The sequence below is a fragment of the Telmatobacter sp. DSM 110680 genome (assembly GCF_039994875.1).
In the GTDB taxonomy this organism is placed as follows: domain Bacteria; phylum Acidobacteriota; class Terriglobia; order Terriglobales; family Acidobacteriaceae; genus Telmatobacter.
Map to the genome: position 1 here is coordinate 4,029,010 of NZ_CP121196.1, position 18,865 is coordinate 4,047,874.

Annotated in this window: 15 protein-coding genes; 7 read left to right on the forward strand and 8 right to left on the reverse strand. The window is 56.5% G+C overall.

Going from position 1 to position 18,865, the window contains the following annotated elements:
• Positions 1-7: 7 nt before the first annotated feature.
• Entirely contained in the window at positions 8-835 is an 828-nt protein-coding gene (locus tag P8935_RS16715; protein ID WP_348261435.1) for a fumarylacetoacetate hydrolase family protein, read from the reverse strand.
• 79 nt (positions 836-914) lie between these two features.
• Positions 915-2,441: a histidine ammonia-lyase gene (gene hutH, locus P8935_RS16720; RefSeq protein WP_348261436.1), complete on the reverse strand. Its 1,527-nt coding sequence runs from the start codon at positions 2,439-2,441 to the stop codon at positions 915-917.
• A gap of 100 nt (positions 2,442-2,541) precedes the next feature.
• Between hutH and P8935_RS16725 the strand changes: the two genes are divergently transcribed.
• Entirely contained in the window at positions 2,542-3,036 is a 495-nt protein-coding gene (locus P8935_RS16725) for an Lrp/AsnC family transcriptional regulator (RefSeq protein WP_348265349.1), read from the forward strand.
• Between the two features lie 69 nt (positions 3,037-3,105).
• Here the strand turns inward: P8935_RS16725 and P8935_RS16730 are convergent, their stop codons facing one another.
• The 6 genes from P8935_RS16730 to P8935_RS16755 all read right to left on the reverse strand — a co-directional run bounded on the left by P8935_RS16730 (position 3,106) and on the right by P8935_RS16755 (position 10,775).
• The gene (locus P8935_RS16730; protein WP_348261437.1) at positions 3,106-4,164 is read right to left on the reverse strand and encodes a dihydrodipicolinate synthase family protein; all 1,059 of its coding nucleotides are present in this window, start codon (positions 4,162-4,164) and stop codon (positions 3,106-3,108) included.
• A 41-nt stretch (positions 4,165-4,205) separates the two neighbouring features.
• Positions 4,206-7,493: a carbamoyl-phosphate synthase large subunit gene (gene carB / locus P8935_RS16735; protein WP_348261438.1), complete on the reverse strand. Its 3,288-nt coding sequence runs from the start codon at positions 7,491-7,493 to the stop codon at positions 4,206-4,208.
• Positions 7,494-7,511: 18 nt separating this feature from the next.
• Complete coding sequence (locus P8935_RS16740) at positions 7,512-8,000, reverse strand: carboxypeptidase-like regulatory domain-containing protein (protein ID WP_348261439.1); 489 nt, start codon at positions 7,998-8,000, stop codon at positions 7,512-7,514.
• Positions 7,997-9,142 carry a glutamine-hydrolyzing carbamoyl-phosphate synthase small subunit gene (gene carA, locus P8935_RS16745; protein WP_348261440.1) on the reverse strand — a complete coding sequence of 382 codons (1,146 nt, stop codon included), beginning with the start codon at positions 9,140-9,142 and terminating at the stop codon, positions 7,997-7,999. Before carA ends, P8935_RS16740 begins: the two co-directional genes overlap by 4 nt.
• A gap of 72 nt (positions 9,143-9,214) precedes the next feature.
• Positions 9,215-9,823 (reverse strand): signal peptidase I, encoded by a 609-nt coding sequence (gene lepB / locus P8935_RS16750; RefSeq protein WP_348261441.1) that lies wholly within the window; start codon positions 9,821-9,823, stop codon positions 9,215-9,217.
• Positions 9,824-9,854: 31 nt separating this feature from the next.
• A complete protein-coding gene (locus P8935_RS16755) occupies positions 9,855-10,775 on the reverse strand; it encodes a hypothetical protein (RefSeq protein ID WP_348261442.1) in 921 nt (306 codons plus the stop codon).
• Between the two features lie 155 nt (positions 10,776-10,930).
• Here P8935_RS16755 and P8935_RS16760 point away from each other — a divergent pair, with 155 nt between their 5' ends.
• The 6 genes from P8935_RS16760 to P8935_RS16785 all read left to right on the forward strand — a co-directional run bounded on the left by P8935_RS16760 (position 10,931) and on the right by P8935_RS16785 (position 18,857).
• Complete coding sequence (locus tag P8935_RS16760) at positions 10,931-12,073, forward strand: serine hydrolase domain-containing protein (protein ID WP_348261443.1); 1,143 nt, start codon at positions 10,931-10,933, stop codon at positions 12,071-12,073.
• A gap of 101 nt (positions 12,074-12,174) precedes the next feature.
• On the forward strand, positions 12,175-13,155 hold the full coding sequence (murQ, locus tag P8935_RS16765) for an N-acetylmuramic acid 6-phosphate etherase (protein WP_348261444.1): 981 nt from the start codon (positions 12,175-12,177) through the stop codon (positions 13,153-13,155).
• A gap of 1,362 nt (positions 13,156-14,517) precedes the next feature.
• On the forward strand, positions 14,518-14,892 hold the full coding sequence (locus P8935_RS16770) for a hypothetical protein (RefSeq protein ID WP_348261445.1): 375 nt from the start codon (positions 14,518-14,520) through the stop codon (positions 14,890-14,892).
• Between the two features lie 110 nt (positions 14,893-15,002).
• On the forward strand, positions 15,003-15,722 hold the full coding sequence (locus P8935_RS16775; RefSeq protein WP_348261446.1) for an SDR family NAD(P)-dependent oxidoreductase: 720 nt from the start codon (positions 15,003-15,005) through the stop codon (positions 15,720-15,722).
• An 84-nt stretch (positions 15,723-15,806) separates the two neighbouring features.
• The gene (murA, locus tag P8935_RS16780; RefSeq protein ID WP_348261447.1) at positions 15,807-17,084 is read left to right on the forward strand and encodes a UDP-N-acetylglucosamine 1-carboxyvinyltransferase; all 1,278 of its coding nucleotides are present in this window, start codon (positions 15,807-15,809) and stop codon (positions 17,082-17,084) included.
• A gap of 255 nt (positions 17,085-17,339) precedes the next feature.
• The gene (locus P8935_RS16785) at positions 17,340-18,857 is read left to right on the forward strand and encodes an NAD(P)/FAD-dependent oxidoreductase (RefSeq protein WP_348261448.1); all 1,518 of its coding nucleotides are present in this window, start codon (positions 17,340-17,342) and stop codon (positions 18,855-18,857) included.
• The last annotated feature ends 8 nt before the right edge of the window (positions 18,858-18,865 follow it).

An 18,865-nucleotide genomic window follows, 5' to 3' on the forward strand; every position in this document is an offset into this window, starting at 1 on the left:
AGCTAGATCATGCAACTTCATTTTCGAGCACGCCGATAGGCTCGATCGTGATGCGTATCCGATCCCCGCTCGCCAGCGTAAACGTGCTCGGGGGAACGATTCCGGTTCCAGTCATTAGAAAAGCCCCGTGCGGGAAACTATTATCGCGCATCAGATATTCGACGAGTGTCTTCGGTTCGCGCTTCAACTCCGTGAGCTCTACTGAGCCGGAAAACTCCACGCGACCATGGCGCAATATCTCTATCGCAATCTCTGTCGAATGCGCCAAGGGGCTGGATGTCACGAGAATCCCGGGTCCAAGCGCGCAGCTTCCGTTGTAGACCTTGGCCTGCGGCAGATACAGCGGATTCTCACCCTCGATATCGCGCGAGCTCATATCATTCCCGATTGTGTATCCAACGATGCGTCCCACTGGACTCACCAGCAGTGTCAACTCCGGCTCCGGGACTGACCACTGTGCATCGCCGCGAATTCTAACCTTGCCGCCGCAACCCACAGTGCGGCTAGCCGTCGACTTGAAAAAAAGCTCAGGCCGTTCCGCAGAATACACGCGATCGTAAAAGTTTCCGCCGCCTGCGTCCTTCGACTCTTCCATGCGCGCGCCGCGGCTGCGATAGTACGTTACCCCCGCTGCCCAGACTTCCTGCTTGCTGATCGGCGCCAGCAACTCTGCATTATGAAAATCATTCGAAGGCTGTCCACGCGTCACAAACTCCGTCAGAAATTCCGGCAGATCCTCTCGTGCAAGCAATGAATCCCAAGTGTGACCTGAAACAGCAAAATGCTGACCGTCGTCTTCAATAAAAATCCCATTTGCCGTGCGATAGAGTTTCACGCCGCCTCCTGCCGCTCGCTTCATCCTACACGCCGCGATGCCTCAGCCTAGGAGCGCAATCGCCATCAAGCTCAATCAGCTATGCGCGCCATGCATCCAGTTTGCCGTCCCTGATTGCACCCGCCATCGCGTCGATATCGTGAGACAGCACGCGATCCCGCTCTAGCCGCGGAACGACCTTGCGAACTGCCTCATGTGCCTGCTCAATCTTCGCGCTGGATTTCAAAGGCCGCCGAAACTCAAGGGCCTGTGCAGCGCACATCAGCTCAATCCCCAGGATTCGCTCAGCGTGTTCGACAATTTGCCGCAATTTAATTGCACCCGTCATGCCCATCGACACGTGGTCCTCCTTACCGCCATCCGTGGGAATGCTTCCAGTCGACGATGGATGCGAAAGTACCTGGCACTCGTTGATCAGCGCAGCTGCAACGATCTGCGCGATCATAAACCCTGACGACAGCCCCGGATTCGTAGACAAAAATGCCGGAAGTCCCTCGTTGATATCGGGATTCAACAGCCGGTCCACGCGCCGTTCTGTGATGCCAGCCAGATCGGTCATCGCCAGTGCCGCATAATCGAACGCGTACGACAGTGGAGCTCCGTGAAAGTTACCACCCGAAATCACCGCACCGTCGGCATCCATCTCTCCCGGAAACACTAACGGATTGTCAGTAGCGGAACCGGTCTCTGTCTCCAGTACACCGGCAACGTGAGCAAGTACGCCGCGCACGGCGCCATGCACCTGAGGCATACAACGAAGGCAATAGGCGTCCTGCACTCTCGTATCATGTTCGCGATGCGATTCACGAATCTCCGATCCCTCCAGGAGCCTTAACAGATTTACAGCTGAAGCAATTTGGCCTTCGTGCGGTCTAGCCAGATGAATGCGCTTGTCGAATGCCGCTGGAGTTCCTTTGAGCGCCTCGAGTGACATGGCGCCGGATAAATCGCAAAGTTCAACCACGCGCTGTGCACGCGCGGTAGCTAACCCTCCAACGGCCGTCATCGCCTGCGTCCCATTCAACAACGCGAGCCCTTCCTTCGCGGTAAGCTGCAACGGAGTCAGCCCTGCCCAACGCAGCGCCTCGCCGCCTGCCATCCGCTCTCCCCTGTAGAACGTCTCGCCCTCGCCAACAACCACCAGCGCAAGATGCGCAAGTGGTGCCAGGTCACCGCTCGCTCCGACTGATCCCTTCTCCGGAATCACAGGGTGCACCCCAGCATTCAGCAACCCAATCAACAACTCCAGAAGTTGGGGCCGCACGCCACTGAATCCCTTTGCCAGCACATTCGCGCGCAGCAGTAGCATCGCCCGCGCTTCCCCCTCCGCCAGGGGATCGCCGACTCCCCCCGCGTGGCTGCGCACCAGATTGATCTGCAACTCTGAAAGCTTGTCTCCTGGTATTCGCACGTCCGCAAGCTTGCCGAAACCCGTGTTTACCCCATACACGGTGTCGCCTGCCCCGAGGATTCGTTCGATAAGTCCGCGGCTCTCGGCCACTCTCCTCAGCGCGTCAGGCGAAACCTCAACCTTAGACCCTCTAAGGGCGACATCTTCTACTTCACTCAGCTTCAGGGCTTGTCCGTCCAAAATCAGCTTGTCCATGGATGCGATGGTAGGCTTTGAGCGGGGTCTGACAAAGAGTCAATCAACCATATATGTCCCGATCTGCTGGTGAAATCGCTTATCATTGCGTACTATGACCATGGATTCCACGGTATTACTCGATTCTCACGGGCGAAAACTATTGCATGAATTGCAAGCCAATGCACGCCTCAGTCTCGCCGAGCTTGGCCGCCGCGTCGACCTCTCGCCCACAGCAACGGGCGAACGCCTGAAACAGATGGAAGAGACTGGAATACTTCGCGGCTATACGCTCGAAATTGATCGCGAGGCCTTGGGCCTAGAGGTCCTCGCCTTCATCCGCATGAGTTGCGGTGGCCAGAATTATTACCGGCTACTCGAATACATCCAGACGCTCGAAGAGGTTCGCGAATGCCATCACCTCACTGGCGGAGATGATTTTCTGCTGAAGGTGACCACCACCAATCTCGCTGATCTGGAGGCGCTGATTGAAGCTCTGTTGCCATACGGCAATCCCGTCACCAGCCTCGTTCTCTCATCTCCCGTCGAACATCGCAAGTATGCCGTCATGGGCAAACTCACCACCGTCAGCAAAAAGCGCGCACGCCGTCACTAGCGTTCTCTGCAACGACTCACACGTCTGCGCCCGGATCGATGATCGCTTCGAGCTGTGCCGAACCAGACGTCAATTTCGAATCTGTCGAAGCAGGTTCTCGACCTCTAACTTCTGGTCGCCTTCCAGTGGCAGCAATGGCTGCCGCGCGTAGCCGCCGTAGTACCCATTGAAGTCGCACGCGTACTTCACACCGCTGATTCCAAGTTCGCCTACGATTCTTTGGTTCGGCTGCACAATGTCTGCCTGCTTCTCCGCTGCAAGGGCATGGTCACGATCCTTCCAAGCAAAGTAGACCTCATAGCAAGCTTCCGGCGCGCAGGCCGCAAATCCAAGGATCGCTCCCGACGCACCTGCCTCCAGCGACGGCAAGATAATCGATGCCGATCCAGTCAGAACCTGGAAACCAACATCTTTGCTGCGCGTCTTCAGCGCAGGCTGGGGAGGCGCCACTGCAATCGCCGGTCCCCCTGCCAGTTCACTGGCGGACACGAACGTGGCAGATTGCCCTGTCGCCACCGATTTCAGCATTCGTCCCGTGACTGCTTCGAATACAGGCGTAACCGTCACGCTGCGACGAGGCGCCGTGCGTGCTGCATCCACGATGCCCTTGATCCGCTCCAGGCTGCAGCTTGAATCCTTGATGCCGATGATGTTCGGATGTTGCGCGAGTTCAGCAACCATCTCTACTGGGATCTGGTACGGCACGCAACGTGGAATGTTGTACAGCACCACTGGCAAAGGAGACCGGTCCGCGACCGCTCGAAAATAACCAGCGACCACCGACGGCGTCATCTGCGTGGAGTAGTAGGTGGGCGTGCGCACCAGCACCGCATCGTAATTGAACTTCGCGGCGGCTTCAGCCAGTTCCAATACCGAGTGCAGGCTCTCGCGGTTCACGCCCGCAATCAAGACCTTTTCCGGTGCAGCGGCCTCTGACGCTGTGCGCAGAATGTCCCGCGTTTCCGCATCGTCAAGTGCAGGAGCTTCGCCGGTGGAACCAAGAACGACCATTCCTGCCAGCTGGCTGCGGGAATACCTGGTTACATTCGCCTCAATCTTCCGGTAATACACACGCTCGTCAGGATAGAAAGGCGTAGTGATGGCAGCGAAAACACCTTCGATCAGCATGTCTCTATTTTAGTAGAGAAGACTCAATTCTCCTCCTGACTTCAATTGCCTTTGGCCGCATGCAGATTCTGCAGCGCATAAACCGTAATGCTCTGCTGCTGCATGGCCGCAATTCCTTCCACCGCCGCCTGCGCAGCCGCGATCGTGGTAATCGTTGGAACTCGCGCCAACACCGCGGCGCGGCGAATGGCCTTCTCATCGAAGAAGGTGTCCTGCCCGCGTGGCGTGTTGATGATCAGCTGGATGCGATCGCCTTTGATCAGGTCGACCACGTTGGGTCGCCCTTCCTTCACCTTGTAAACGCGCTCGACTGTCAGCCCGGCACGCTCCAGCACATTGGCGGTACCCTCGGTGGCAACCATGTGAAATCCGAGATGCGCGAACCTTCGTGCCAGTTCAATCGCCGCCGGCTTATCGTGGTCGTTCACGGTAAAGAAGACCGTGCCCCGTACTGGCAATACCTGTCCAGCAGAGAGCTGAGCCTTCGCGAACGCCTCGCCGAAGGTTGCGGCTACACCCATCACTTCGCCCGTCGACTTCATCTCCGGCCCGAGAACCGTATCGACTCCAGCAAACTTCGACCACGGAAATACCGGCGACTTCACGTAATAATGCGTGCCGGTTTCCAAATCTCTGCCCGAGGCCAACTGCTCCGGCAGCAATTCACGCAGCTTGCGGCCCGTCATCAGGCGAGCGCCCATCTTGGCCAGCGGAATTCCGGTCGCCTTCGAAACGTACGGAACGGTTCGCGACGCCCGCGGATTCACTTCAATAACGTAGACATGATCATTGCCATCGGCGTCGCGCTGGATCGCAAACTGCAGATTCACGAGACCGACCACCTTCAGCGCCAGCGCCAGTTTGCGAGTATGCTGGCGAATCGTTTCCAGAGTCGTCTCGCGAATACTGACTGCGGGTAATACGCATGACGAATCACCGGAGTGAATGCCGGCCTCTTCGATGTGCTGCATGATCCCGGCTATGACCACATCCTCTGAATCGCACAGCGCATCCACATCCACCTCAACCGCATTCTCCAGGAAGTGATCTACCAGCACCGGCCGCTCCTGCGAGTACTCCACCGCCTGCTTCATGTACTCCGCTACAGCCTTGGCGTCGTATGCGATCACCATCGCTCGCCCACCCAGCACGTAGCTCGGCCGCACCAGCACCGGGTATCCAATGCGCTCGGCAACCGCCAGTGCCTCGTCCACGCTGGTTGCAGTGCCGCCCTGTGGCTGCGGAATATTGAGATCTTCGAGTAGCTTTCCGAACTGCTTTCGATCCTCGGCCAAATCAATTGACTCTGGGGACGTACCGATGATGGGCACGCCAGCGGCGCGGAGCCGTTGCGCCAGGTTCAGCGGAGTCTGCCCGCCAAACTGCACAATCATTCCGATCTTCGCGCCCGATTGCGCCTCATGGTTGTAGACCGCGAGCACGTCCTCCAGCACCAGCGGCTCGAAGTAAAGTCGATCGCTGGTGTCGTAGTCCGTCGAGACCGTCTCCGGATTGCAATTCACCATGATGGTTTCGTAGCCATCATCCTTCAACGCAAACGCCGCATGGCAACAGCAATAATCGAACTCAATTCCCTGTCCGATCCGGTTAGGTCCAGATCCGAGAATAATGATCTTCGGCTTGTCGGTCGGAGGCGCCTCGTCTTCTTCGTCGTAGGTCGAATATAAATAAGGCGTCATCGATTCGAACTCCGCAGCGCACGTATCCACCAGTTTGAAGACCGGTCGAATGCCCTTCCCCTCGCGGAGTTCCCGCACCTGTTTCACGCCGTCGTGGCCCTCCAGCTTCCACTCCGTCGCTATGCGCTCGTCACTTAACCCGTAGCGTTTCAACTTCAACATCTGTTCCTCGGTAATTTCTTCCGGCGTTATCTCTTGCAAAGACCCCTGTGCCAGAGTAACCTCGCGAATCTGGTGCAGAAACCATGGATCCATACCGGTGAGTCGCGCAACTTCGCGCACGCTCATGCCACGCTCGAATGCGAAGCGAATGTATCCTAGCCGTTCCGGCCGCGGAGTTACCAGCATCTGCGTCAGACGCCGCGGCTCCAGCACTTCAGTGCCGGTCTTCTTCCCGGTCTCAAGCGCGCGCCACGCCTTCATCAGCGCTTCCTTGAAGGTGCGGCCCATCGCCATCACCTCGCCGACCGATTTCATCTGCGGCCCTAGCGTGTCATCAGCACCAGGGAATTTCTCAAACTGCCACTTCGGAATCTTGACTACGACATAATCGATGGTTGGCTCGAAGCAGGCCGGCGTCTTGCGTGTGATGTCGTTAGGGATTTCATCCAGCGTGTAACCGACGGCGAGCTTCGCCGCAATCTTGGCGATCGGGAATCCAGTAGCCTTCGATGCCAGCGCCGACGAACGCGACACGCGCGGATTCATCTCGATCACGGTCATGCGCCCGTTCGCCGGATTTACAGCGAACTGCACATTCGATCCACCGGTCTCAACACCGATCTCGCGCATCACTGCAATGGCCGCATCGCGCATCTTTTGATATTCACGATCAGTAAGCGTCTGCGCCGGAGCTACCGTAATTGAGTCGCCCGTGTGCACGCCCATCGGATCGAAGTTCTCAATGGAGCAGATGATGATGACGTTGTCCGCCAAGTCGCGCATCACCTCAAGCTCGTATTCCTTCCACCCGAGCACGCTCTCTTCGATCAAGCACTCGTGCACCGGAGAAAGGTCAAGGCCCCGCGCCAGAATTTCCATCAACTCTTCGCGGTTATAGCCAATGCCCCCGCCCGATCCGCCCAGCGTGAAGCTTGGCCGAATCAGAACCGGGAAGCCTATCTTGCTGGCGAAATCCAGTCCATCGCGAAGGTTGTTTACCAGCGCCGATTTCGAAACATCCAGCCCGATGCGCAGCATTGCATCTTTAAAAAGCAGCCGGTCTTCGGCCTTCTTGATTGCCTCAAGCTTCGCGCCAATCAGCTCCACGTTGTAACGATCCAGAATTCCAGCATCGGCCAGATCGACAGCAAGATTCAATGCAGTCTGGCCACCAACCGTCGGCAGCAGCGCAAACTTCCCAGAACCCGGACCCAGCATCGCCGTCTCAATGCGAATAATCTCTTCGACGTATTCCCGGGTCAGCGGCTCAATATAGGTGCGATCGGCTAGTTCGGGATCCGTCATGATTGTGGCCGGGTTCGAATTCACCAGCACCACTTCATAGCCCTCCTGCTTGAGGGCTTTGCAGGCCTGCGTGCCGGAGTAATCAAACTCCGCCGACTGCCCAATCACAATCGGCCCCGAGCCGATTACAAGGATCTTCTGAATGTCATTTCTGCGTGGCATTATTCGTTGTTTCCTGACCTAATGTTTGTTCTTTGCCTTGATAGCCCGCTCAAAATCCCGTTTGCTCGTCAACACGGAGGAGCACTCATCCTTGCAGGCGCCGGGTCCCAAAATCACGTAAAGCTTCTTCCGCTCCAGGGTCGTAACAATCTCATCCGTAACTACAATTTCGCGCACTGCAGCAGAATACTCAGACCGCACAACTCGAAATGTGAATTGTCCTGAAACATGATCAAATCGAAATTCGCCGTTCTTGTCGGTTCTGGTCTGATATGCGATCTTGTTGTCGCGCACGAGGGTGACTTCCAAATCGGCGGCCGGATGTCCGACAGGATTCACAACGTAGCCCTCCACATGGCTCAGGCGCTCCGGTCCTGGAACATCGATTTGTGCCCTCAGCGAATTAGCGCCCGCCAGCCCGACACAAAACACTGCAGCCAAAAAACAGCGGAGCCAAAGCCCCGCCGGTCTTGCCAAAATCAAACTTGAATTCACCCTTCGCTTCATCCCTTCCACTCCTCCATCATCTTGCGGAAGTCGCTGAAGAGGTAATGCGAATCGTGGGGCCCGGGAGCCGCTTCGGGATGATACTGCACGCTGAACAGCGGCAGCGTTCTGTGCCGCAATCCTTCCAGCGTCTGGTCATTCAGGTCAACGTGCGTCAATTCAATTTCATTCGCGTTGATCGAATCCGGATCGACCGCGAAGTTGTGATTGTGCGCAGTGATTTCCACTTTCCCTGTGGCATTATTCCGCACTGGATGATTGCCGCCGTGGTGCCCGAACTTCAACTTGTACGTCTTGCCGCCCAGAGCCAACCCGCACAACTGATGTCCAAGGCAAATTCCGAACACCGGCACGCGTCCAAGCATGTCGCGGATTGCCTTTACCGCATATTCGACAGGCTCTGGATCGCCGGGCCCATTCGAAAGAAAAACGCCATCCGGCTTCATCGCCAGCACGTCGGCAGCCGTCGTCTCCGCAGGCACCACGGTCACATCGCAGCCTTCCCGCGTGAGCATTCTCAGGATGTTTTGCTTGATCCCGAAGTCATAGGCCACAACATGGTGCTTGCGAACTCCCGCAGATTGCACGCGAGCCGCAGAAAGCAGAAAGTCGCCAGATTGATTTCGGATGTCGTCCGAATCGAATGTGTACACCGACTTGGTGGATACCACCTTTGCCAAGTCTGTTCCATCCATCTTGCGAATCTTTCGCGCCTTCTGGATAAGCGCCTCGGCATCCGATGTTTCGGTCGAAATCACTCCACGCATCACGCCATGTGTGCGCAGATGCCGCACCAGGGCGCGCGTGTCGATCTCCGCCAGCACCGGAACGGAATAGCGTTCCATGTACTCGTCGGTCACCTGCTCCGAGCGCCAGTTCGAGCCGATCGCCGAGAATTCGCGCACGATCAGACCTTCAATATAGGGCTTGCCCGACTCGTTGTCCGCCTGGTTAGTACCGTAGTTGCCGATCTGAGGATTAGTAAGAACGACAATTTGACCAGCATAGGAGGGATCGGTAGCGATTTCCTGATAGCCGGTTAGGGAAGTGTTGAAAACTACCTCTCCCTGGCATTCGCCGGGGTGACCGTAGCCTTCGCCGCGGAAGACGCGCCCGTCTTCGAGCGCTAAAATCGCCTGCATCGCCTCTCCGAGGAGTGGATTCAATAGATTTTAGCAGGTTTCGCTGAGCGAGGTGCGGCGTGGAAATCAGGACTACTTTACTTCGCCCAGATCTTTCGCGGGCCAGTAAACGAAAACCGCTTTGCCATAGATCAGATCCCGCTCCACCACCCCGAATTCCCTGCTATCCGATGAAATGGAGCGGTGATCGCCCATCACGAAGTAGCAGTCATCGGGGATGATCGTTTCCGTATACGAACGCATATCGCGATACATCTCCGGAACGTAGTTCTCAGCCAGTGCCTTGTCGTTGACGAAGACCTGTCCGTGATCAATGCGCAGGCGATCCCCTGGCAAAGCAATCACGCGCTTGATGTAGCTCTTCTCCGGATCGCGCGGATAGTGAAACACCACCACATCTCCGTGTTCAATCGAAGTGATGTGGTAGACAAACTTGTTGATGAAGAGCCGGTCATGGTCCTCTAGCCGCGGAAGCATGCTGGTGCCTTCTACGCGCACGGGCTGATAGAGAAACAGGATGATCAAAACCGAGACGCCGGCGGAGATTAGCAGATCGCGGAGCCACAATCCAAGGCCCGTGCGCGCTGTCTGCGCCAAAGGCGTCGGTTGTCCCGGAACAATAGGAATTGCAGTCTGGGAAGGTATTTCAGTTACGACAGGTATTTCAGCAGGTGTCGACATCTCTATCTCGAATTATTAAATGCCACAAAGCTTAACTGCAACCCAGACTTCCCGGAGGACAAAAAACCTGGGTGTGACCCGGCTTCTGCATCGGCTTCGGTTGACCGGGCGTCGGAACCATCGCCGGAGAGGCTCCCGGCAGCGTTCCTTCGGCGAGGTTTTCTTCTTCCAGGATCAGCGGCCTCTGGAGCACCATCTCCACTTGTGAACCAACCTCAATATTCACATCTGCGCCGCGAGTAAAGAGGGACACGATGCCAACAGCAGCAAGTCCAGCGCCCAGCCCCTCGAAGCTTCCCGCAATCGGATGCCCCGCTCCCAGCCCCGCAATAGAACCGACCGTGGCGCCTGTCGGGAGCGCGATTTCCGCGGTCTTGGCTGCGTTTCGCGTCTTGTCCTTGTCCTGCTCGATCGTCCCTTCGCCGTCCTTCACGTCCTGCTTGCTGGCCCCGGGAATTCCGCTGACCATGCCGGGAATCTCAACCACAGACCCATTCGGAAAAATGATCGACGTAAAGTGCATATCCAACTGCGCCTTGCCTCTTACATGGCCGGCGCGGACCACCCGGTCCACTGTTCCCTGCACGAACACGCCCGAGGGAATCATCACCCGGTTTCCGACCACTACGGGGAAGGCAGAGGCGAGATATACGCCGTCACCCGGCCGAGCGCTTTTGGTATTGACTGAGCTACGCAGTTGCAGCAGGACCTTCGTTCCCGCTGGCACCGTGTAGGTCCTTTTGATAACCGTAGGAGAACCGGCGTTGGCTGCGGCAGCAGGATGTTCCGAAGGATCAGCCGCTGCTTGAGAGTTCGCCGCATGCTCTGAGGTCGCCGCAGGTACGCTGGCTGTTGGAGAGGGCGTCTGTGCAAGTAGCGCCCCAGGAACGCATAATGGCATTGCCGCAGCCGAAAAAACCGCCAAAATAGCAGTCGTGCTTCCCAGACGCATCAGTTCCTCCCAAGGATACGGAGCTAAGGCTCTGTTGGAGTCAAGGCTCTATTGGAGATAGACGGACGGCCTCGTATCAAAGATAGCTGTCCAATCTTTTTTCCGATGGCTCGATTTCAGAGTACGCTAAATTCGTGACCTTGGGAGATGGAACCATGGACGTCATCAGAACCGAAAGCCATTCAAGTGTTGCCGATATGCCCGATGAATTCAGCCATTTTGAAACTGTCTATAAAGTGCTCCGGGATGCCATCAACGCCCACGCCTTTCCTGGGTGCGCCTTTGGCGTTCTCGCCGACGGCCAAATCGTTCTCAACGACGCTTTGGGATGCTTCACCTATGAGGAAGACGCGCCCTCAGTCGAGTCCCATACAGTCTTTGACGTAGCCAGCATTACCAAGGTGGCGTCAACGACCGCCATTGCCATGCTGCTCCACCAACGCGGTCAACTCGACCTCGACACGCCCTTGGGAGATTTATTGCCCGGTTTCGTGGTCGGCCGCGATAGCGCCCGGCTTGCGCGTCAAGTCACCATCCGACACCTCCTGGCCCATAACTCCGGCCTTCCGGGATACGTCGAGTTTTTCCGTTCCGTCAGCACACCGGCCGATCTATACCGCGCCTGTCTTGAACTGCCGCTCGAGACAGTCCCCGGCGAACGCGCCGAATACTCAGATCCCGGCTTCATTTTGCTCGGTAAAGCACTTGAAGTCCTCACCAGAGAAGAACTGCCCGAGTTTGCACGCAAAGAGATCTTTCAACCTCTAGGAATGACCGCCACTCGCTTCTCTCCCGCATCTGAACAGAAGCCCCTGATTCCACCGACCGAAATTGACAACCAGCTTCGTCATCGCCGCATACAAGGCGAAGTGCAGGATGAGAACGCCTACATCCTCCATGGCGCAGCTGGCCATGCCGGACTGTTTTCAAACGTCGCGGATCTGCTCAAGTTCGCCGGCGCAATCCTCAGCAGCGGCGGTGACAGTTTCCAAATCTTGTTCAGCAGCAATACCGTCGAGACCTTTGCTGAGCGGCAGGGTCCAGCCGGAAGTTCCCGCGCTCTGGGTTGGGATACTCCTTCGCAGGAATCCTCGGCAGGACAATATTTCTCGCCCCATTCGATCGGACACCTGGGCTTCAGCGGCTGTTCGCTCTGGATCGATCTGGATGCGTCAGTCGCCGCTGTCCTCCTCACCAACCGCACCTGGCCCGACCGGCAATCCCAGCTGATCCGGGAAGTTCGTCCCTCGTTCCACGATGCTGTACGGGTAGCCTTGTCTGGTCGACAACCCCTCTGATTTGAGCAGTAAATGACATTAAAGACGCAGTTGCGTCTCACCATAATTCTGGGCCGACTTGCCCAAATTGCAGATACAATAGAACGTGGGGACAGACTTTGATGTTAACCAGCACGACGACGCACGAAGGCGCCGGCGCACACGGGAAAGAGGAAACCAAGACGGACCCGGCTTCCTCACTCCAGCATCTGACCACTGAGAGTCAGAACGAAGCATCGCAAGGCTTCGACACCAAATCGGCGCTGGAGATTGCGCGCATCATCAACCACGAAGATGCCAAGATCGCAGGAGCGGTCAAGAAAGCACTCCCCGAAATCGCCGAAGTCATCGATCACGTAGCGCGTGCTCTCCGCGATGGAGGCCGGCTCATCTATATTGGCGCCGGTTCCAGTGGCCGCATCGCCGCCCTCGACGCCTCCGAGTGCCCCCCTACCTACTCCACCGCCCCCGGCCAGGTCCAATACATCATGGCTGGCGGCCCCAAGGCTCTTGCCTCCGCCGTCGAAGTCAACGAAGACTCGGAGGAACTCGGCCAGCGAGATATCGCCCGCCGCCGTCCCACCCGCAAGGATGTAGTCGTCGGACTATCCGCCTCTGGCCGCACTCCCTATGTTGTGGCTGCAACCGCCTACGCCCGCGCCCGGGGCGCATACACCGCCGCGGTCACCTGCAATCAGGGGACCGCGCTGGCCGAGGTGGCTGATATTGCCATCGTTGCGGAGGTCGGAGCCGAAGTGATCTCCGGATCCACCCGCATGAAGGCAGCCTCCGCGCAAAAGATGATCCTCAACATGATCACCACCGGCGCCATGACCCGGCTCGGCTATGTGTACGAAAACCTCATGGTCAATGTGCACATGCAGAATTCAAAGCTGGTCGAACGCGGAATCCGCATCCTCATGAGCGCCTGCAAAATCGATCGCGAAACCGCTGTCCAGACCATCAAGAGTGCCGGCCGCAGCGTGCCCGTAGCGCTCGTAATGCTCAAGGCCAAAGTCGACAAGCCCGAAGCCGTCCGCCGTCTCGCCAAGTCCGACGGCAACGTCCGCCTCGCCATCGAAGACAACGTCCTTGAACTCTAGCCCCATCCCGCCCAAAAAACGGCGAGCCCCACAATATCCTTGTTTGAGACCGAATCGGCTTTTTCTCTGCTCAGGATGTTGCTGAAGTAGTAATTACCGAGTGGCCGGTAATACTCCCGGAACGACGCAAAGGCTTTCGCTGGGCGACATATTCGCCTCTCACTCGTCTTCTGACGGCGACTCTATCTCTCGATCTGGCCAGCCATAGACGATCAAAGCGAACACGCTCAGAGCCAGAGCCCCCCAGCTTCCCTGGGTGCGTGGCCAACGGTGCGTCAGGAAGAGCATAACGGACACGTTGAGGAGACTCGCCGCAATCCCCCAAGCGCGTGCACCTGGTCGATCTCTCCACGAAGTCCACCAAGTCATCGCGAACACCATCGCGAGAATCAACATCACGCTAGGTGAGACAAACGATCCAAGTCGAACTTTCTCGTGAAATCGGGCGAAATCCAGTACGAACTGGCGTGCCGATACATTAAGACAAACCACTGACACAAAAGCGAAGAGCCAGCCGAATAACTTCCTCATTGATTGCATGTTTATGTCAGTGGATTCTAACGCCGGATCTGCTCCAAAGATATGATCACAATTCTCCGCCTGGCTCTATTCGTCGCTAGCGTATTGTCGGCAACTCTTCCCTTTGACTTCTTTTCGCCTCCAGCCTCGTCCCCGGCAAACCGGGAATGGAGTTGGGGAAGAGTAGACGGTGACACAGCCTCTACTAAATAAGCGGAGCGGAAGACTCTTAGGACCGAACATTTGTGCGATGAGAGAATCGATGCATGTCAACGGGTTTGTTCATGGTGGCCAGTGCGATGCAGGCAATACGAAATGCAATAGTTTGGACAGTTATCGCAACGGCGAGTTTCGTAGCCGCCATTTGGCCTCCGTTTGCTCATTTTGCAGATGTGCCCGCACTGGCTGCCATTTTTGCTTTCATTGTGGGGCTGATTTTCTCATTGCGTAGCTTACGCACATCTTCCCCAAAAGAACGCATCGTACTCGTGGCTCTCGCTTGCTTTCAAATCAGCGCTTCCCTCTTCGTTGGTCGGGTGCTAATGCTAGCAATGCGTTAGGAATTCCAAACTTGACCAGTACCCACTAGCCAACGCCGCACCTTCCCGGAGCCAGTCGTCAAATTCCGGATGGATTGTGGGCAACTCGTCAGTATGCCCTTTCTTCGCCCCGATCCCTTCAAGGCTGGAAGGGGTTGGTGAAGAGTCGCCGGTGACTCAGGAGTAGGCATAAAAATGTGCCAAAATCGCCATTCGATTCGTAAGGATGTGCACCCTCAAAGTTCTATGCCTTATTAAGGAAGAGTCGCTTCGCATGGGCATAATCTGAAAGCAACTTCTCTGATTGAACCTCGACTCTATCTCTTTGCAGACGATCCAAGCAGCAACGAAGTCCCATTTCTACGATTCCGGCCAAGAAATCCCTGATATGAAAGTCGGTGCGATTCTTCCATTGCTTAGAGGGAAACGCAACATCGACGGTGATGTATGCCCCTTTGCGATTCCTTCGGATTCCCTCGCAGCCCGTAAAATCAAATTCTTGCATGCTACCGCCAACCCGAAGGATAAGGGCGAACTCAACAATCTCTTTACTAAATGGCCCATTGCAGTGTTCCGCAAGCAGCTTTCTGAGTTCGATCACATGAGTGGCCATCCTTCGGTCTTCGCCGCTGGTTTGCATGCCGATCGTGATGGTTTGAGAAGCCATGTGATTTGTTGATCCGCCATCCATCCTATCCAAAGTCCAGATTCTGGATGTGTTGTGGCCAATCCGGAAGTTATATATCTGCGCAGCATGTTGTAAAACTGCATAGACTCAGGAGGACAGCAATGAACATAAGCTTTCCAGATAAAGTCGCGCTGGTGGCCGGTGGCACCGGTGGCCTCGGGCGTGCCGTGAGTCTTGCGTTCCTTGCAGAAGGCGCCAGTGTTGTCGTCACTTACCGGAATCAGGATGAGTTAGCCTCCCTGCAAGATGTTGCAGGCACAGCCGTTCCCCGCCTTGAAGGGCACCGCGTGGATGTCACCGACGAAGCAGCGGTCGGGCAACTTATCGCAGAAGTTCTCTCAAAACATGGCCGCCTTGATGCGGTGGTGAACACCGTGGGAGGTTACGCAGGCGGCATTAAGCTGTGGGAACTTGAAACAAGAGTTTTCGATCAAATGTTGTCTCTGAATCTACGCGCCGGTTACGCCCTTGCGCGCGCCGCGGTCGTTCCCATGCTCAGGCAGAAGCACGGCGCAATCGTGAATGTTGCGGCTAAGGCTGCCTTCGATCATGGTGCCGGCGCTTCAGCTTATGCGGCTTCAAAGGCTGCGGCTTTGGCGATGATCGATTCCCTGGCGGCAGATGTGAAAGGCACAGGTGTGCGCGTAAATTCCGTTCTTCCCAGCATCATCGATACAGAAGCGAATCGAAAGGCAATGCCGGGCGCCGATTTCGCAACCTGGCCGAAACCCGAGGAAATTGCACGCGTCATCCTCTTCCTGTGTAGCGATGATGCTCGGGTCATCCACGGTGCAGCCATTCCGGTCTACGGAGACAGCTAAGTCTATTGGCGCTTAATATCCACCAGATTTTATTCATTGCCCCGCCCCATTACACTGGGAACACACGGAGCAACACACACCTACATGGATAAGTTTGTGATTCGCGGCGGTAATCCGCTGGTTGGAACCATTCACGTGTCGGGCGCCAAGAATTCTGCCCTTCCGTGTATGGCGGCGGCAATCCTCACCGAAGAGGAAGTCACTCTCGAGAATATTCCTGACGTCCGCGACATCGAAACCGAACGCAAACTCCTGGTCGCGATGGGCGCAGAAGTCGAACTCGGCACCGGGACCTCCGACCACCGCACCCGTATCAACTTCCGCACGCTCTCCAGCCCCGAGGCAAAATACGAAATCGTCAAGACCATGCGCGCCAGTTCTCTCGTTCTCGGACCGCTGGTAGCGAGAGCCGGAATGGCGCGCGTCGCCATGCCCGGCGGATGCGCTATCGGTGGACGTCCCATCGATCTGCACATCAAAGGTCTTGAAAAAATGGGCGCGACGATCGCGCAGGAGCACGGCTATCTTGAAGCTCGCTCCGACAAGCTCAAAGGCGCCCACATCGTCTTCGACAAAATCACGGTCACCGGGACCGAGGATCTGCTGATGGCCGCGGTCCTTGCCGAAGGCGAAACGCTGATGGAGAACTGTGCTCGGGAACCCGAGGTCTGCGATCTCGCCGCCTTATTGATTGCGATGGGAGCCAAAATCGAAGGCGCCGGAACATCCACTATCCGCATCCAGGGAGTCACGAGCCTGAATGGCGCGCAATACCGCATCAACCCCGACCGCATCGAGGCCGGCACTTTTCTAGTCGCAGGTGCAATAACTGCCGGGGATCTCACCGTAGCCGATTGCAATCCGGATCATCTCGGAGCCGTAATCTCCAAACTTCAAGAAGCCGGCGCTCAGATCGACCTGCTTGGTCCAAATTCAATTCGTGTTCGCAGCAATGGCAAGTTGCGAGCCGCGGATATCTCCACCGAAGAATATCCGGGATTCCCCACCGACATGCAGGCGCAGTACTTGGCGCTCTGCACCCAGGCTGAAGGCGTTAGTCAAATATCAGAGAACATCTTTGAAAACCGCTTCATGCACGTGCAGGAACTTGTTCGCATGGGGGCCAATATCAAGGTCGATGGACGAACCGCTACCGTCCGCGGCCCCTCGCCGCTCTCTGCCGCGGCCGTCATGTGTTCGGATCTTCGCGCTTCAGCCTCGCTTGTACTGGCGGCGTTGGTAGCTGACGGCGAATCCATTCTCGATCGCGTCTACCACATGGACCGTGGCTATGAACGCATCGAGCAAAAGCTCGGCAGCGTGGGCGCGCAAATCCGTCGCATGGGCAACGTGTTCAGTTGAATTGCTTCAGCACTCATGGACCCTGCCTGTTTCCAGCTATCTCGAACTCACGCTCACTTGTGATTCGGCTCACTGCGGCTGAAAAGTCTTTAACTTAACACTCTTGGCTGATTCATGGGCTTTCTCCGAGAGCCTATCGTGCCCGCTCCTAAGCTCAAACACTTTCAGGCGAACCGGAAAGCGCATCCTTGTGAGCGTCTCCGTGACGAGCCGCTCCGTCCGGTCGATCTTTCGACGGACTGATTGGAGGTCGAAATGATGAAGCACAACGGCCGCAAAATCGTAATCGTAGGCGGTGGCATTGCCGGACTCTGCGCCGCCGTGTATGCCTTGAAATGCGGGTACGAAACTGAAATCCTCGAACTGCACGACATGGCCGGTGGTCTAGCTATGAGTTGGCGCCGCGGTCCGTACACTTTCGAAACCTGCCTTCACTGGCTGATCGGCTCCAACCCGCACGGCGAGTTCCACGAACAATGGAAAGAAGTCTTCGACATCGACCGGCTCAAATTCATCAATCCCCGGGAGTTTGTGAGAATCGAGACGGAGAAGGGTGACTGCCTTCGCATCTACACCAATGCCGATCTACTCGAAGCCGAACTCATGGCCCGCGCGCCTCAGGACGAAGAAACAATTCACGATTTCATACATTCGATGCGTAGCCTCGGCAAATTCAAGATGCTTGATCCTTCAGGGAATCTGGCGCAGAACTGGCTGCCCATGCTTCAAGACGTACCTATGTTTCCACTGCTTCGAAGACTGGGCAAGATGAGTGGCGAGGAGTATGCCCAGCGCTTCTCCGATCCCCTTCTCAGGCAGTTTTTCTCAACCGGCGATGTCGGTCGCCTCACCGCGATTGCCATGGTCCTGTCCCTTGGCTGGATGAACGAAAGCAACGCAGGTTACTGTATCGGCGGGTCGCAGGCCATGATTCGGCTCATCGAAGAGAAAATCCGCAGCCTCGGCGGGAGGATTCGATGCAAGGCGCGAGTCCAGCAAATCCTTGTGGAGCGGGACTTGGCCGTAGGCGTGCAATTGGAAAGCGGCGAAAGAGTGCTCGCCGATTGGGTGATCTCCGCCGCAGATGGACATGCCACGATCTTCAATATGCTGGGCGGCAAATATGTCGACCCGACCATTCGAAAGATATATGACGAGCGCAATACATTTGCTTCCTATCTTCAGGTGTCACTTGGGTTGGCGATGAATTTGTCTGGGGAGCCCGCCATGCTGACGCGCATCATTGAAGATCCGATCCGCATCGACCCTGAAACCGAAACCAGTCACGTAGCGTTCCGGTTCTTCCATTACGATCCGACCTTCGCACCGCCCGGCAAAACCGCAGTCACGTGTGTCCTCCCCACGCGCAATCATAAGTACTGGGATGACATGCGCAATAGCGACCCTGCTCAATATCGCATCGAGAAAGCGCGGGTAGCCGAAGCCGTAATCAACGTGCTGGAAAAACGCATTCCGAACATTCGCAAGGCTATTGAGGTGATCGACGTTTCCACTCCTGCTTCCGTCATCCGCTACACCGGCAATTGGAAAGGGTCAATGGAGGGGTGGCTCATGGAGCCGGGTGGCGGAATCAAGCCTCTGCCAAATACTCTTCCGGGATTGGGTAGATTCATGATGGTGGGTCAGTGGATCATGCCAGGGGGAGGCCTGCCCTCAGGACCGATGACGGCACGCCCGGCTATCAAGACTATCTGCCGGCAGGATCACGTTTTGTTCGATGTTCATCCGGAACCGGAAGCCGCCGTCGCTTAATACGAAAG